Origin of the sequence: Vibrio cidicii (genome assembly GCF_009665415.1) — a bacterium.
In the GTDB taxonomy this organism is placed as follows: Bacteria; Pseudomonadota; Gammaproteobacteria; order Enterobacterales; family Vibrionaceae; genus Vibrio; species Vibrio cidicii.
The window spans coordinates 2,481,808-2,497,155 of sequence record NZ_CP035921.1 but is presented as its reverse complement, the minus strand read 5'-3'; the positions used below and the strand labels follow the sequence as shown (position 1 = coordinate 2,497,155).

Annotated in this window: 13 protein-coding genes; 7 read left to right on the top strand and 6 right to left on the bottom strand. The window is 49.0% G+C overall.

Features of this window, described 5'->3' with window-relative positions; genetic code table 11:
* Nucleotides 1-186 precede the first annotated feature (186 nt).
* Nucleotides 187-1,059, top strand: a complete 873-nt coding sequence (locus EWA64_RS12460; RefSeq protein ID WP_061893686.1) for a hypothetical protein — start codon at nt 187-189, stop codon at nt 1,057-1,059.
* A 50-nt stretch (nt 1,060-1,109) separates the two neighbouring features.
* Here the strand turns inward: EWA64_RS12460 and treC are convergent, their stop codons facing one another.
* The 4 genes from treC to gmhB form a co-directional block, all read right to left on the bottom strand.
* Nucleotides 1,110-2,795, bottom strand: a complete 1,686-nt coding sequence (gene treC / locus EWA64_RS12455; protein WP_061893703.1) for an alpha,alpha-phosphotrehalase — start codon at nt 2,793-2,795, stop codon at nt 1,110-1,112.
* Nucleotides 2,796-2,865: 70 nt separating this feature from the next.
* Nucleotides 2,866-4,290, bottom strand: a complete 1,425-nt coding sequence (gene treB / locus EWA64_RS12450; protein WP_061893685.1) for a PTS trehalose transporter subunit IIBC — start codon at nt 4,288-4,290, stop codon at nt 2,866-2,868.
* A 171-nt stretch (nt 4,291-4,461) separates the two neighbouring features.
* Nucleotides 4,462-5,409: a trehalose operon repressor TreR gene (treR, locus tag EWA64_RS12445; protein ID WP_061893684.1), complete on the bottom strand. Its 948-nt coding sequence runs from the start codon at nt 5,407-5,409 to the stop codon at nt 4,462-4,464.
* A gap of 39 nt (nt 5,410-5,448) precedes the next feature.
* Nucleotides 5,449-6,015: a D-glycero-beta-D-manno-heptose 1,7-bisphosphate 7-phosphatase gene (gene gmhB / locus EWA64_RS12440; RefSeq protein ID WP_039424488.1), complete on the bottom strand. Its 567-nt coding sequence runs from the start codon at nt 6,013-6,015 to the stop codon at nt 5,449-5,451.
* A gap of 270 nt (nt 6,016-6,285) precedes the next feature.
* Here gmhB and metN point away from each other — a divergent pair, with 270 nt between their 5' ends.
* From metN to EWA64_RS12425, 3 genes are read left to right on the top strand one after another with little or no spacing between them, the layout of a single operon-like run.
* Nucleotides 6,286-7,320: a methionine ABC transporter ATP-binding protein MetN gene (gene metN / locus EWA64_RS12435; RefSeq protein WP_039442505.1), complete on the top strand. Its 1,035-nt coding sequence runs from the start codon at nt 6,286-6,288 to the stop codon at nt 7,318-7,320.
* On the top strand, nt 7,310-7,987 hold the full coding sequence (locus EWA64_RS12430) for a methionine ABC transporter permease (RefSeq protein WP_039424482.1): 678 nt from the start codon (nt 7,310-7,312) through the stop codon (nt 7,985-7,987). The genes metN and EWA64_RS12430 overlap by 11 nt, the downstream gene beginning before the upstream one ends.
* Before the next feature lie 33 nt (nt 7,988-8,020).
* Nucleotides 8,021-8,830: a MetQ/NlpA family lipoprotein gene (locus tag EWA64_RS12425; protein ID WP_061893683.1), complete on the top strand. Its 810-nt coding sequence runs from the start codon at nt 8,021-8,023 to the stop codon at nt 8,828-8,830.
* Between the two features lie 69 nt (nt 8,831-8,899).
* Here the strand turns inward: EWA64_RS12425 and EWA64_RS12420 are convergent, their stop codons facing one another.
* Both EWA64_RS12420 and syd read right to left on the bottom strand, forming a co-directional pair.
* Nucleotides 8,900-9,676, bottom strand: coding sequence for a Zn-ribbon-containing protein (locus EWA64_RS12420; RefSeq protein ID WP_039461039.1), 777 nt, complete (start codon nt 9,674-9,676; stop codon nt 8,900-8,902).
* Nucleotides 9,677-9,678: 2 nt separating this feature from the next.
* Entirely contained in the window at nt 9,679-10,224 is a 546-nt protein-coding gene (syd, locus tag EWA64_RS12415; protein WP_061893682.1) for a SecY-interacting protein, read from the bottom strand.
* A 91-nt stretch (nt 10,225-10,315) separates the two neighbouring features.
* Between syd and queF the strand changes: the two genes are divergently transcribed.
* The 3 genes from queF to EWA64_RS12400 all read left to right on the top strand — a co-directional run bounded on the left by queF (nt 10,316) and on the right by EWA64_RS12400 (nt 15,112).
* The gene (gene queF, locus EWA64_RS12410; protein ID WP_061893681.1) at nt 10,316-11,161 is read left to right on the top strand and encodes an NADPH-dependent 7-cyano-7-deazaguanine reductase QueF; all 846 of its coding nucleotides are present in this window, start codon (nt 10,316-10,318) and stop codon (nt 11,159-11,161) included.
* Nucleotides 11,162-11,188: 27 nt separating this feature from the next.
* Entirely contained in the window at nt 11,189-13,453 is a 2,265-nt protein-coding gene (locus EWA64_RS12405; protein WP_082796627.1) for a tetratricopeptide repeat protein, read from the top strand.
* 99 nt (nt 13,454-13,552) lie between these two features.
* A complete protein-coding gene (locus EWA64_RS12400) occupies nt 13,553-15,112 on the top strand; it encodes a GGDEF domain-containing protein (RefSeq protein WP_061893679.1) in 1,560 nt (519 codons plus the stop codon).
* The last annotated feature ends 236 nt before the right edge of the window (nt 15,113-15,348 follow it).

Below are 15,348 nucleotides of genomic sequence, written 5' to 3'. Positions count from 1 at the left end.
CCATCATCGCGATATTGATAAGGTTATCTTAATAAAAAATACCAATTTAAAAACAAAAACTTAAACATAAATTAAGCGTTCATAACTATCTGTGTCAGTTTGTTTTTTGCTTATTGATAGCGACGACCTATACAATATCCCTGTCTCATCCAGCCTATCACTTAAAATTATTTTGGATATTATTTTATGATAAAAAATTTCGCTCTTATGACTCTCGCCGCTATTGCTCTTACTGGATGTAACGGTAGCTCTTCTAAATCTAAAGTCAAACCAGAAGCTCGAATTGATTATCCAATTATTGATGCACAGTTTTCACCGAATAGTACCGAGGTATTTAATTATAGCCAGATGGTCAATGGCGTAACACAAGATGACTTATCAGTGCGCTTTGAAAAACACAGTGGTGACTCTCTTTTGCAACTGATTTTAGATCAGGAGGAAGATAATTCTCCGCTGATCAATTTACTTAACTCACTGATTAATTCTGGTACGAATGAATTTTTCTTAAAAGAAGTCAAACAGAAAGAAAATGAACCATCCATTTTCTACGTGGGCAGCGACGGAAATTTACGTGAAATAACAAATTTCTACATCGATTTCTATGCTGAAGAGCCTAAAGCAGCTATACCGACGATGTTTTTGTATTCGAAGAAATGGCAAACGAATGGCAATAAAATCAGTGAGAGCACTAGTCGTTCTAATCGAACTTTTAATATTTCAGGCCACTTGGCAAAAAGTTTACTTGATGATTTCTCCGACGATCTTTGGTTGCGCGATTTATCCGATCAAAGTGTTTGCAAAATAACTTGGGGACACGACAGAGTGGAAAACGCTGAACGAAAAACTGTAACTATTTCATCCAAGCGCGTCGAAGCAGCCCGGACATGGGAACAGAACATTTATACACTTAACTGCGATGGGCAAGAGTCACCAAGGTTTGAGATTCTTTCTGCGTTCTGGTACAACCCGACACTGGGTGTCCTAGAGCAATCTCAAACGTTGTCTGTTGATACAAATGTTAACACGACCACCATTTGGTTGGATTCACTACCGCTGTAAAAACAAAAGGCTTGGGTTAACCAAGCCTTTTTTGAGTCGCTTTTTGGGGGTTAGCACTCAATCAGAAGAATCCGTGTCTCATAAGGTCTGAGAATTTGATGATGGGACGCCATCGCAGAGGCTACATTCTGATAATTAGACAGCAAACATTTCGCCTGCTGCATAGCGAGGTCCGCAGGGAGTACGCACTCGGTATCCACGCCGTAATAGTTGTTGATACAGATCAGCTGCTGCTTAGTGTTGCGTCTTGCGTAAGCAAAAACCTGCTTGTGCTCTGGCAGTAAATCCAAGTAATCCCCATCGGTAATCACCGCTACTTGCTTGCGTAGCTCAATCAAACGCTTGTAGAAATAAAACACAGAGCCGAGATCCGCGACCGCCGCTTGAGCATTTACTTCAGGATAATTGCTGGCGACATCCAGCCACGGCTTACCAAGTGTGAAGCCTGCATTCTCACTGCCATCCCACTGCATTGGAGTACGCGAGTTATCACGAGATTTCTGCGCTAAAATCGCCATCATCGCCTCATGACTCACGCCTTGCTGCTGAACCATGATTTGGTACATGTTGGTGCTTTCCACGTCACGGTACTGCTCAATATGACGGTAGCCAGGGTTGGTCATACCAATCTCTTCACCTTGATAGACGTAAGGCGTCCCTTGCAACATGTGCACAGACGCAGCGAGCATTTTCGCCGACTCGACTCGATACCTCTGATCATCACCGAGGCGGCTGACAATTCTTGGCTGATCGTGGTTACACCAAAATATCGCGCCCCAGCCTTTGCCGTTCAGCCCGGTTTGCCAATGATTAAAGATCTGTTTGAGCTGAAGAAAATCAAACGGTGCCTTGGTCCATTTTTCCCCGTTAGGATAATCCACTTTCAAGTGGTGGAAGTTAAACACCATCGACAATTCTTTGCCATCGAGCGAGGAATAGCGCTGGCAATGCTCCAACGTGGTCGACGACATTTCACCCACCGTGACACTGCCATACTGCTGAAAGACTTCCGCACTGATCTCTTGTAGATACTCGTGAACCCGCGGTCCATCGGTGTAAAAACGACGCCCATCACCGACATCATCACTGCAAAAATCCTGCTGCTTTGAAATCAGGTTAATTACATCAAGGCGGAAGCCATCAACGCCTTTTTCTGCCCAAAAGCGGATCACCTGCTTAACCTCTTCCCGCACCGCTGGGTTTTCCCAGTTCAAGTCAGCTTGTTCTTTGGCAAACAGATGCAGGTAATATTGCCCAGTTTTCTCGTCCAACGCCCAAGCGCTGCCGCCAAACTTGGATTGCCAGTTATTCGGCACATCGCCTTCAAGCGGATCTTTCCAGATGTAGTAATCGCGGTATGGACTGTTTTTGTCCCCTAATGCAGATTGGAACCAATGATGCTCAGTCGAGGTATGGTTCACGACGATATCCATAATGATTCGGATGCCGCGCTCATGAGCCTGTGTAAGCAGGGCATCAAAGTCTGCCATGGTGCCAAATTCAGGGTTGATGGCGTAGTAGTCGGAAATATCATAACCGTTGTCGACCATCGGCGACTGGTACACGGGTGTGAGCCAGATAGCATCGACACCCAAGTGTTGCAGATAATCCAGTTTGCTGATGATCCCTTGCAGATCACCAGTGCCTTTATCGCCACTGTCGCAGAAACTTTTCGGATAGATCTGATAGATGGTGGCCGTTTTCCACCAGCTCATCTCTTGGTTCGTTGTCGTCATGAAGTTGTTCTCACTTACCACAAAAATAAAGAAAAGGAGTGGCAAGCCGCCACTCCAAAAGGCGTTGCGCTTAAGCGCTTACAGGATCCAGTTCTCCTTTCGCCTGTGCACGCTTATAGAAGGCAAGCGTCAACACCGCTGGCAATGCGATAGCCACCAACATCGCCAGAGCATAAATCCCCCAGAACTGCGGCTGAATAGAAAGGATACCGGGCAGACCGCCGACTCCAATGCCGTTCGCCATCACCCCTGCACTGCCGCAAATGGCCGCCGCGATAGCACTACCAATCATGGCACTGAGCATTGGGAACTTGTATTTCAGGTTGATGCCGTACATCGCTGGCTCTGTCACCCCGAGGTAAGCCGAAATCGCAGCTGGAATTGAGATGTCACGCTCACCATGTTTTTTACTGATGATAATGATCCCAACCACCGCAGACGCTTGAGCAATATTCGAAAGTGCAATCAGCGGCCAAATCGGCGTGCCACCGAGCTCTTGCATCAATTGCAGGTCAACCGCGTTGGTGGTGTGGTGGATACCGGTAATCACCAGCGGAGCATAGAGGAAACCAAATACCATTGAGCCCAGCACGGCGAAATCGCCGGTCATCGCTGCTTTCGCCGCAATCGCAACCCAGTTACCTAACTCACGACCAAATGGGCCAATGATTGAGTGCGCCAAAACAACCGACAGAATAATTGAAACAAACGGCACAACCACCAGATAGAGGTAAGAAGGGACAATGCGTTTGAGATTGGTTTCAATAAGGGCCAAGACAACCCCTGCCAGCATGGCCGGAATCACTTGAGCTTGGTAGCCCACTTTCTCAATCACAAATAGGCCAAAATCCCACACTTCCGGCGCTTGTTTACCGATGAGATAAGCATTCATCAGTTGCGGCGACACCAGCGTGACCCCCAAAGTGATACCGAGAATCGGTGTACCACCAAGTTTTTTCACCGTCGACCAACATACCCCAACCGGTAGGAAGAAGAAGATCGCTTCGCCAATCAACCACAAGAAGGAGTGCACGGTCGCCCAGAATTGGCTGATTTCTGTCAACGTTTGGCCATCAAACATCTTGATGTCGCCAATCACGTTTCTAAAACCGAGGATCAAACCGCCAGTGATAATGGCAGGCAGCAGCGGGACAAAAATCTCTGCCAAATGAGAGATCCCGCGCTCGAGAATATTCATGTTTTGTCTAGCGGCCAATTTAGCATCTTCTTTGCTAGCTTCACTTTTGCCCGAGATCTCAAGCAAAATTTTGTATACCGCATCCACTTCTGTACCAATCACCACTTGGAATTGGCCCGCATTGGTAAAGCAGCCCTTGACCATGGGCAATGCTTCTAGTTGTTTTACATCGGCAATCTCGGTGTCATTTAACACAAAGCGAAGACGTGTCAGACAATGGCTGACGCTAGCAATGTTGTCGCTACCCCCGACCAGCTCGATCAGACGTTGAACGTCTTGGCGCGCTATCTTACTCATAACTCTGTCCACCCTATTTTATGGATTTATGCAATTATAGTTGTTTTAATGTGGGAACATTCCCATTTACAGATTAAATAGTGCCAGTTTTCATAAAAAAACAAAATGGGAACAGTCCCATTAATTGAGTAGGATCACAGTAAATTGGAAAAGCGTTTTATAATGAAGCGCTTAGCGAATCAGTGGTGCTTGGGTAAGATGGGTGATGGTTTCGTGACCACTCAGTTGGGAAATCAACATCTTAGCGGCTTTTTCACCCGCTAGGTGATAGCCGGGGTCAACGCTGAAGATCTTGGGAAAAAGAAAAGAGAGTAGCTCATTGCCACCAACACCGGTCACACGGACCTCTTCACGTCCGAGTTCTTGTAGACGTTTGAGTACGCCCAGCGCCAAGGTATCACTGGCACAGACAATCGCCTGCGTCTGCTCAGTGAGGACTTTATCCACTAAACGATACGCGCTCTCATGGCTCAATTTGCCCGTTTGATAAACTGACGTCAGTTGATGTTGCTGACACCAGTTCCGATAGGCGTTGAGACGTGCCAAACCTGTGGTTCGGTCTTCAGGATTGACACCAATATACGCGATATGGCGCAGGGATTGAGCCTGCAAATGCTCCAGCGCCAGTTCAATTACGCGTTGGTTGTCGTAGTTAATTGAAGAGACTGAGGTCTCTTCGGTCGCAATCACCACCACGCGGTGTTGCCACTCAGCGACTTGCTGCATGTCACAATCGGTAAAGCCAAACAAGATCAACCCATCAACATTGCGCCGCCGCAGTACATCTAGGTGTTCGTTAGTCTTTTCTCGGTCGAACTGGCTCTCCATGATCACCACATCGTACCCGGCTTGGTAGAAGATATTGAGCATGGTGCTCACCGCACGATTTTCTGAGGGAGAATCGAGACGCGAGATGATAACACCCACCACTTTCTGGCTGCCACCGCGCATCGACTGCGCAGATTTCGACGGCACATAGCCCGACGCCGCAATCACTTCCTCCACTTTGGCACGCGTTTCTGGTTTGACTTTAGGGTCATTGGTCAGAACTCGCGACACGGTGGATTTCCCTACGCCGGACAAACGTGCGATGTCTAAAATGGTCAGCTTTTTATTCATATCGAGTCAAGATCACTCATTGCAGAAGAAAAAGGCCGCTTAGCGACCTTTGAGATGTTGTTTCACGTACTCGGGCACCTCACGGATGCTCTCCAGCACCGCCGTTGCCAGCGCCTCGCCTTGCTCTGTGAGCGGTTTTCCGGTCTTCACCAATAACTTGGTGCCGACACCAGCCGCGTCAGCGGCCATCATATCTTCCGCTTTGTCGCCCACCATGATCGAGTTGGCCATATCGATCTTCAAGAAATCACGCGCTGAGATAAACATGCCCGGCTTAGGCTTGCGGCAGTCACAATCTTGCTTGTAGTCGCCAATACCGTGCTCGGCATGATGCGGGCAATAATAGATGCCGTCGAACTCAACCCCGTTGTCAGCGAAATTCCAATCCATCCATTGAGTCAAAGAGAGAAAGCGATCTTCACTAAACTTACCACGCGCTATCCCCGACTGGTTGGTGACCAAAACCAGTAAGTAGCCCATCTCTTGCAGGGCTTTGGTCGCTGCGAATACACCATCAATGTATTCGAAATCATGCTCATCGTGAACATACCCATGATCGACGTTAATCACGCCATCACGATCTAAAAAAACAGCTGGTTTGGCCAAAATCTATATCTCTGTCAACAGGGTAATTTAAAGCGCGATTATAACCGAAAAGGCGACGTTTGCGAGTTTCAACTGCCATACAGCCAACTCAATCGCTCTGCATAGACTATTCTTCTCTATCTAATGACGATTTGATTGGTAAACCGCTAAACGTTTGGACGTCTAGACGTAAAAATATCTATTGACTTGAAAACGTGAAAGCCATAGCATCATCTGAAAAGTGAGCCAGCGCTCAAAATATTATTCTGTTGTCCCTGCACAGGTATAAAAATGATTGAAATTAGTCAGGTAAATAAAGTGTTTTATCAAGGCAGTAAGGAAATACATGCTTTGAAAAACATCAACTTACATATCGCAGAAGGCACCATTTTTGGTGTTATCGGATCATCGGGTGCAGGGAAAAGCACGCTGATCCGCTGCGTCAACATGCTCGAAGCGCCAAGCAGCGGCCGCATTGTGGTGGACGGCGTTGACCTCACTACCCTCAGCAAAGCGCAACTGGGCGAAGCACGCCGCAATATTGGCATGATTTTCCAGCATTTTAATCTGCTTTCCTCGCGCAGCGTGTTTGACAACGTTGCCCTGCCACTGGAACTGGCGGGCAAGAGCAAAGAACAGATCAAAGAGAAAGTAACGCAGTTGCTCAAACTGGTTGGCTTATCGGACAAACAGGAAAGTTACCCGGCCAATCTCAGCGGCGGGCAAAAGCAGCGCGTCGCGATTGCCCGCGCTTTGGCGAGCGATCCGAAAGTGCTGTTGTGCGACGAAGCCACCAGCGCACTCGATCCCGCAACCACGCAATCGATTTTGGAACTGCTGAAAGAGATCAACCGCAAACTGAAAATCACCATGCTGCTTATTACGCATGAGATGGATGTGGTGAAAAGCATCTGTCACGAAGTGGCGATCATCGGTGACGGCGAACTGGTTGAAAAAGGCACGGTTGGCGAGATCTTCGCCCATCCGAAAACCGAACTGGCGCACGCGTTTATTCGCTCTACCTTGGATCTCTCCATTCCGGAAGATTACCAAGCACGCTTGCAGCCAAATCGCGTTGAAGGCAGCTACCCACTGGTTAGGCTGGAATTTACCGGAGCGACAGTGGACGCGCCGCTGGTGTCTCAGATCTCGCGTAAATTCAATATTGATATCAGCATACTCAGCTCTGATCTCGATTACGCAGGCGGTGTCAAGTTCGGCATGATGGTCGCTGAGCTGTTTGGCAATGAAGAAGACGACAACGCCGCACTGGAATTTTTGCGCGAACATAACGTAAAAGTGGAGGTACTGGGTTATGTCCTTTAATACGATTGCACAGTGGTTGAGTTTAAATGGCGATCTCCTGCTGGGCGCAACTTGGCAAACCTTGTACATGGTGGCGGTGGCTGGCGTAGTCGGTTTTGCGATTGGCATTCCCCTTGGCGTGATTCTGCACACCAGTAAAAAAGGTGGTTTGTTGGAAAACACCAAGCTCAACAAAATCCTTGGCGCCATCGTCAACGTAGGCCGTTCGGTGCCTTTTCTGGTGCTGATGGTGGCGATTATTCCGGTAACAAAATTACTGGTGGGCACCTTTATCGGCACCACTGCCGCCATCGTGCCGCTGACCATAGGGGCGATACCTTTTGTGGCTCGTTTAATTGAAGGCGCGCTGCTGGAAGTGCCGTCGGGTCTGGTTGAAGCGGCGCAAGCCATGGGCGCTACGCCACTGCAAATTATCACTAAGGTACTGCTTCCTGAAGCGCTACCGACCATTGTTAACTCTGTCACTATCACTTTAGTGACGCTGGTCAGCTACTCCGCGATGGCAGGAACCGTTGGTGGTGGCGGCTTGGGCGATGTCGCCATCCGGTATGGTTTCCACCGCTACGACGTGGTGATCATGGCGGTGACTGTCGTCATGTTGATTGTGCTAGTACAGATTATTCAGTCTATCGGCGATGCAATTGTACGCCGCGTAGACCACCGCTAAGAATTGCAAGATAAAAATATAAGGAGATTTACGATGAAATTTAGCCTCAAAGGTTTATTGACGATTGCCGCCGCTGCCTCTGCACTGATTCTCTCTGGTTGTGGTGAAAAAGCCGCCGACAACAGCAAGATAAAAGTGGGCGTGATGGCGGGTGCCGAAGCTCAAGTTGCAGAAGTGGCGGCAAAAGTGGCCAAAGAAAAATATGGTCTGGATGTTGAGCTAGTGACTTTTACTGACTATGTAACACCAAACGCAGCACTGGATGACGGATCTATCGACGTCAACGCGTTCCAACACAAGCCGTACCTCGATCAGCAAGTCACTGACCGTGGTTACAAACTGACTATCGCGGGCAACACCTTTGTTTACCCAATCGCGGGCTACTCAAAGCAAGTGAAATCGGTAGCAGAAATCCAAGACGGCGCGCGCATCGCTGTTCCTAACGATCCAACCAACCTTGGTCGTTCACTGCTGCTGCTAGAGCAACAAGGCCTGATCAAACTGCGTGACAAAGTTGGTCTACTGGCTACCGTTCGCGACATCGTTGGTAACTCGAAAAACCTGACTATCGTCGAACTGGATGCCGCTCAGCTTCCACGCTCACTGGACGACGTTGCTCTGTCTATCATCAACACCACTTACGCGAGCTCAATCAATTTGACTCCGCAAAAAGATGGCGTATTTGTCGAAGACAAAGAGTCACCTTACGTTAACCTGATCGTGGCGCGTCAAAACAACGTGCAAGCGGAAAACGTACAAAACTTTGTCAAAGCATACCAAACCGAAGAAGTGTACAAAGCGGCTTCTGAGATCTTCCAAGGCGGCGTGGTAAAAGGCTGGTAATTTCGCGAGCCGAAAGCAAGAAATCATGAGGGTTGACGTGTAAGCGTCAACCCTTTTTTTGTTCGGCAATTACTTTAAGTGATCCCAAGAGATATTGGAGACGATACGGCACGTATCGCATTTGAAGTGGAAGATGTCGTGCAGCGCCTGCGCTTGTAGCCACTCACCGCCACATTTCGGACATTTTCGGCTCTGCTCGTCCGCCAGCGAGGTGCCACCAACCCGATACTGATAGTAATAAGTCGGGATCTGCGTGAGGTACTCGATCCGCCCGCGCAAATCCCAGCCGCGACGAAACAGCACACTGTCAACATCACAAATCTCGTGCAGCGCGGCGTGCTCAGCGCGGCAGCCTCCCGCCATCTGGATCTCATCACACGCTTGCCATTCCGTTTGCCATTTGATCACCGCTTTATGATCGCCATTTAAGGTCGGGCCATTGCGATACAACGGAATCGGCAGCAAGGTTTCACCGCTACGCAGCGGAGAGCAGGTGTGTACATAGGTGGTGTAGAGGACTTGCCAGCTTGGTCTCTCTTCATCGGCCGCTTGTTCTGAGTTGATATCCCGCCCCAACAAGCGCATTTTCGGCGCTAGAAGCGCGGCTTCAGACAAACGGTCCAAGCACACGCGCACAAAATCCGAATGGTAGCGAGGGTGCAAACTCTCTTTTTCCGGGCACACGGCGCGGACAAAAAACTCGCCATCGCCCATCACAATCGGAAACTCACGCCCCAGCACTTGGCCGTTATAGCGCAGCGCATCCATCAAACCGTTAATCGCTTTGTCGACCGCGCTCACCGTGGTGTTGTCAAAACATTCAAATTGCAATTCAACGACGTACATACTTACACCACAACCGCTAGGTTAGCCAAAAACTCCGCCACATTGGACGCAAGCACTTCTCTTTTGTCGGTGCCGAGCCTTTCTAAGATCACGTTCCCAGTGAGATTACAGATGGAAATCACGTCCAACTCGGCATCGGTCACAGCAATAAACACCGTCGGTTTGAGTTTCAAACGACGCTGCGTCACCAAATGACCCAAAATGTTCTCCTGCAAGCGGCTGAAGTCCTCTTCGCTCCATACTTGCAGCAGCGTCAGCTCATTACCTTGCCAAGTGGCGTTCATATCCGCAGCATACTGACTGCCGTAAAAGGCTTTGATGTCATCGTGCAAAGTGAGCTCGATCGCCCGTTCAACATTGACAAAATCGGCAGCTTCATCCAAAGCAACAGGCTGCCACCACACTTGATGTTCGGTTTTACGTTGGATGCATGGAGAGTCGAGATCAACCAGATCGTCACTGCATGGCAGCTCATTATGTGTCTGTTGCCAGCACAGCTGAAAACGCTGGCTGAATTCGGCAAGCGCTTGTGAGACTGGATTCGTCATGAAAACTCCTAGTTATCCCGAGTTGCAAGATGGCTTTTAAGCGATGGATTCAGTAAAATTCCCGCCATTCTAATCGAAAATGACCACAAGTATGAGCAAATATTCTGACGCCAAAGAGCTGGCTGGCCTGACTTTGGGTAAAAAAACCGAATACGCCACGCAATACGACGCAAGTTTACTTCAACCTGTTCCGCGCAGCCTCAATCGCGACGATCTGCAACTGGGTACGAACTTGCCGTTCGTCGGTCACGACATCTGGACACTGTACGAACTCTCTTGGCTCAACAGCAAAGGCCTGCCACAAGTCGCGGTGGGCGAAGTGTCTATTCCGGCCACCAGCCCCAACTTGATTGAGTCAAAATCCTTTAAGCTCTACCTTAACAGCTATAACCAGACTCGCTTTGCCACTTGGCAAGCGGTGGTTGAACGCTTAACAAGCGATTTATCCGCCTGCGCTGGTGAACCTGTAGCGGTGAAGGTCAATCCACTCAGCCACTACACACAACAACCGATTGTGACCATGGCAGGTGAATGCATCGACGATCAAGATATTGAGATCGAGAGCTACGATTTCGACCAATCTCTACTGCAAGATGCTGCGGGAGAGACAGTGGTGCAAGAAACGCTACACAGCCATCTGCTGAAATCGAACTGCTTGATCACCAATCAACCCGATTGGGGCAGCGTGGAAATTGCTTATCACGGCAAACAGATTGATCGCGAAAAGCTACTACGCTATCTGGTCTCATTCCGTGAGCACAATGAGTTTCATGAGCAGTGCGTCGAGCGTATTTTTACCGACATCATGAAGTACTGTGCGCCACAAAGCCTCACTGTGTACGCGCGTTACACCCGCCGAGGTGGTTTGGACATCAACCCTTACCGCTCCACACAACAAGCCAAACCTGCGCACAACCAGCGTATGGCTCGTCAGTAACGATATCGCGTTGAGGGATTAAACATGGTGCGTTGGCAACGCCTAGTTGGCATTTTGGCTCTGCTTTTTAGCGTGCAGTTGCACGCTACCGTGCTCTCTTCGGTCTTATTGACCGAAGCAGAGCAGTTGGTGGACATTGAACCAGCGCAAGCAAAGAAGATAGTGCAAAATTATCTGACACAGCGCGAGCTCACCAACAACCAAGACAAAAGCCCTTCCGCGATTTCCCGCGACGACACCGACCGAGCGCTACGTACGCCAAGTGGCAGTGTTGAAGCGTATAAAATTCTCGCCCGAGCAGAATTTGCTTTAGGCAACTCCCGCTCAGCGCTGGTGCAGCTCAATACCGCGGAACAGTTGACTAAAACCTTTCAACTGCCTTATCTCAATTTGGATGTGAAGCTGCTGCGAACTCAATTGCTGTGGCAGTTTGATAAAGACTACCTCAAAGCCAAACGCGCGTTAGACGAAATCAGCAACCAGTTGGAGCTTGCCAGCACCTCTTTACAGATGACCGATAGCGTTAAGTACCGACTGTTGATGCAACAAGCACTGCTCGCATCACAGCAAAATGATTTGCCGCAAGCAGAGCGTTACTACGGCGAAGCGCAAGAGCTGATTAAAAACAGTCGCTCTGAAAATACTCTGATTGATTACCACATCGCCGTCGGTGAGTTTTATCTCTCTCATCAGAAATACAACTTAGCCCTGTCAGAGCTGCTGTTTGGCTATTGGAAAGCGATTGAAGGCAACAAAAGCGCACGACTCGCCAAGGTGAATCGCTTGCTGGCACAACTGTTCGAAGAGCGGCGCGTGCTCGACAAAGCGCTAGAATACCTTTCGCAAGCGGCCGATTTTTATGATGCCTATCCCAATTCGCCCATCCTCGCTCAGGTAATGGAGAGAATGGGCAACATCTATTTTCGCCAAGGAAAGTACAATCTGGCGCTGGTGCACTACTTTAACGTCTTGGATCACGACAGCTCGACACACGACGTACAGCAAGTAGTCAGTATTCGCCTAAGCCTCGCGGCAACCTACCTGCAACTTTATAACTATCCGTTAGCGGAGCAATATCTGGAACGCGCACTTGAAGTGTTGGAATTTGCCGATATCCCGAAACTCAAAGCGCAAGCAGCGCTGCTCAAATCCGGCTTGGCCTTCTATCAAAACGACAGCCAAGGAGTGATCGCTAACGCCAACAACGCACTGGCTATCACCGCGAGCGCCACAGAAGAAAATTTGACGATCCGGCAACAAGCCTATCAATTGCTATCGCTGGGCTATGAACAAGGCAAACAGTTCGATTTGGCGCTAGAGAGTCTGAAGCACTACAACCAGTTAGTCAGCATTGAACAGAAAAAACTCAATCAGATCAGTGAAGATGCATTTCGTCAGCAAAAAGAGTTTGCCGAGCAAACCATTCACTATACAGGCCAAGCTGAACAGCTCGAAAAAATTACCATCGAGCACGCCAAGTTCCAGAAAATCGCCTTTGCACTATTTTTGCTCTCACTGGTGCTGTTTTTACTCCTGATGAGACGAGGCGTACTGCTGCAGCGGCAAACCACGCAGATAGAACAACTCACCGCCGATCTCTATACCCATTCGCGCTCCAAACTGCGTAACTTGCGCATGCTCAACGCGAAACTGTCCAACTCGCTGCGTAAAACCAATCAAACCTTTGAGCAGTGGCAACTCGGGGAACTGATCCACGAACCGCTGAATGATCGCCTACGTTTCGTGATGATCGACCTGCCCTTCCTGCGCAGCATGTATGTGCAACACGGCTACAAAGCGGGTTTAGAGCTCGAACGGGCATTCGGTGCGTTTCTCAGTGACAAAATCAGCAAGCCTTCCCGCTTGTACCATTTTTCCGACGCCAATCTGCTTTACATCGAACCCAACACGGAACGCCATTATTCTGCCGAGGACATTTTCGCCAAAGTGCAAGCTTGGGTCGATGAGTTTGCTGCCGCGCACCACATCAATCGCACTGTGCGCATGGGCATGGCCGATTACCCATTCTTACCTCGCGCCTACACGGCAATCAACGACCAAGAGTTGCTTGATCTGCTGCTGCTCGCCACGCACTTAGCACGCGAAGTAAGCTTGTTGGATAAGTGCAGCCACTATGTTTACCTCAAGGCCATCGACAACGCGCCCGCGGCAAGCCTTGCATCCGGTAACATAAGGGATGCGGCACAACAAGCGATCCATCAAGGGTTGATAAAAATACACTCGTCTTACCAGAATGAGGACAACCTCAAAAATTTATTAAAAAATGGCTAAATCTCGCGCGCTTAAACCGCCAAATAGATGACGCTATAATGTTTTTTGTTATTATCAGATCCTTCGTTAAGTAGTACATGGACTGTGTTGTCGTTCACAATGGGCATTTTGGAATCCGATATTCAAGCGCAACTGCATCAGTTGAGTTGTCAATTAGACCAACTCAGGCTGACACATCGTGACACATCACTCAAATTCAAACGCGAACAGCTTGTTCTCAAGCGAATTGTGACTTCGCTGAGTGCCGCCTGTCAGGTGTCTGATGCTACACTGAGTCAAAATTTACAGGCTATCCAGCGCGAGCTGGAACAACAAAAAGATGTCAGTCGTTTGCTCCCGCGCTTGGTGGTGCTGGAAAGAATGCTGAGACAACGAACCGTGGCTATGGATAAACAGACCAGTTTTCTTGACGAGCAATTAAAGCACAGTGGCGAAACCCTGCAACGCGTAGCGGGCTTGCCCGCGCAACTCAAACGCGAGCTGCGCAACCTAATGGGGTTTAGCCATGGCCAAGGACGCAATGTCGATCACGCGGTCAAGCTGCTCAATATCTACGAACGCGCGTTAAAAATCATCACCTCCAACTCTCGGCTCAACTTTAATGAGCAAAACAGTCTCGACAGAAATCAACTGGACTGCTTAGCCACAGAGCTGCAAAACGCAATTACCGAGTTAGACTTTGAAGGCGAATCGGGCGATTTGCTGCTCGATATCCGCACTAAGCTGTTACTCGGAGTCTCAGCTGAGGCGTTGATCGAACTCACTTTGCAGGTTTTGAAATTGGTCATTGAAGGGACCCATTTCGAGCGCAAAGCGTCAGAGCAGTTTCTCGAACAGCTCAACGCTTCGCTTGCTGCCAATCTAAAAACCTCCCATCAGAATGTCGATCAAAGCCAAACTTACTTTGAACAGCGCCAGCAATTTAATAAAGAGCTAGGCAAACTGGTGGCAAAAAGTCGCTTTTCGGTCGATAGCGCCACCGAACTTGAGCAGCTTAAAGACACGGTTTCGCCACTTCTGGCACAGATTGAATCACTTTCGCAGCGCTTGAGCCTTGCTGAAGAAAAAGAGCAGGTGCTGCAAGAGCGGTTGCAATACGGACAACATCAGCTTGAAGCGGTATTTGAAGTCACTCAAGATTATCGCCGCCGCTTGGAGGATCAGGCGCAACGTATGCTGCTCGATCCACTCACCAAAGTGTATAACCGCACGGCGTTTAATGACCGTTTAGAGCTGGAATATCGACGTTGGATCCGCGCGCAACACAACTTACGAGTCGTGCTGCTCGACATCGATAGCTTTAAAGCGATTAACGACAGCTACGGCTACACCGCCGGCGACAAAGCGCTGAAAATCATTGCACGCACCATCCGTAAAGTCGCCGCAGACACCGATACGGTTGCCCGCTTTGGTGGCGAGGAATTTATTCTACTGATTCCCGAGCAAACCGATGAATACGCGCTGAACTTAGTGAAAAAGATCCAAACTGAAATCAGCAAACTGCCGTTTAAGTTTCGCGAGCAACAGATCACCATCACACTCAGTGCGGTTTCTACCGCGTTTGGTGAAGCGGATAACCCAGAATATGTCGTGGATCGCTTAGGCACTATGCTCAAAGAGAGTAAACAACGCGGCTTGAATCAGCTCGACTGGCGCTGAATGGTTGCACAAAAATGCAGCAGACGAACCTAACATCTCTGTCAGGTTCTGATTTTTCAACTAGTTATCACGTTTCTTTTCTACCATCCTTTGCTAAGCTAACAAAACTGCCATTAATTTTGTGCCACAGAGCATGGCTCTGTGGCAGCAATCCAGCCTGCACTCTCATTCGCATATTTCTACAGCGACGTTATCTACAGGGCTCGGATTGCCACTATTAACCACAATGCTAATAA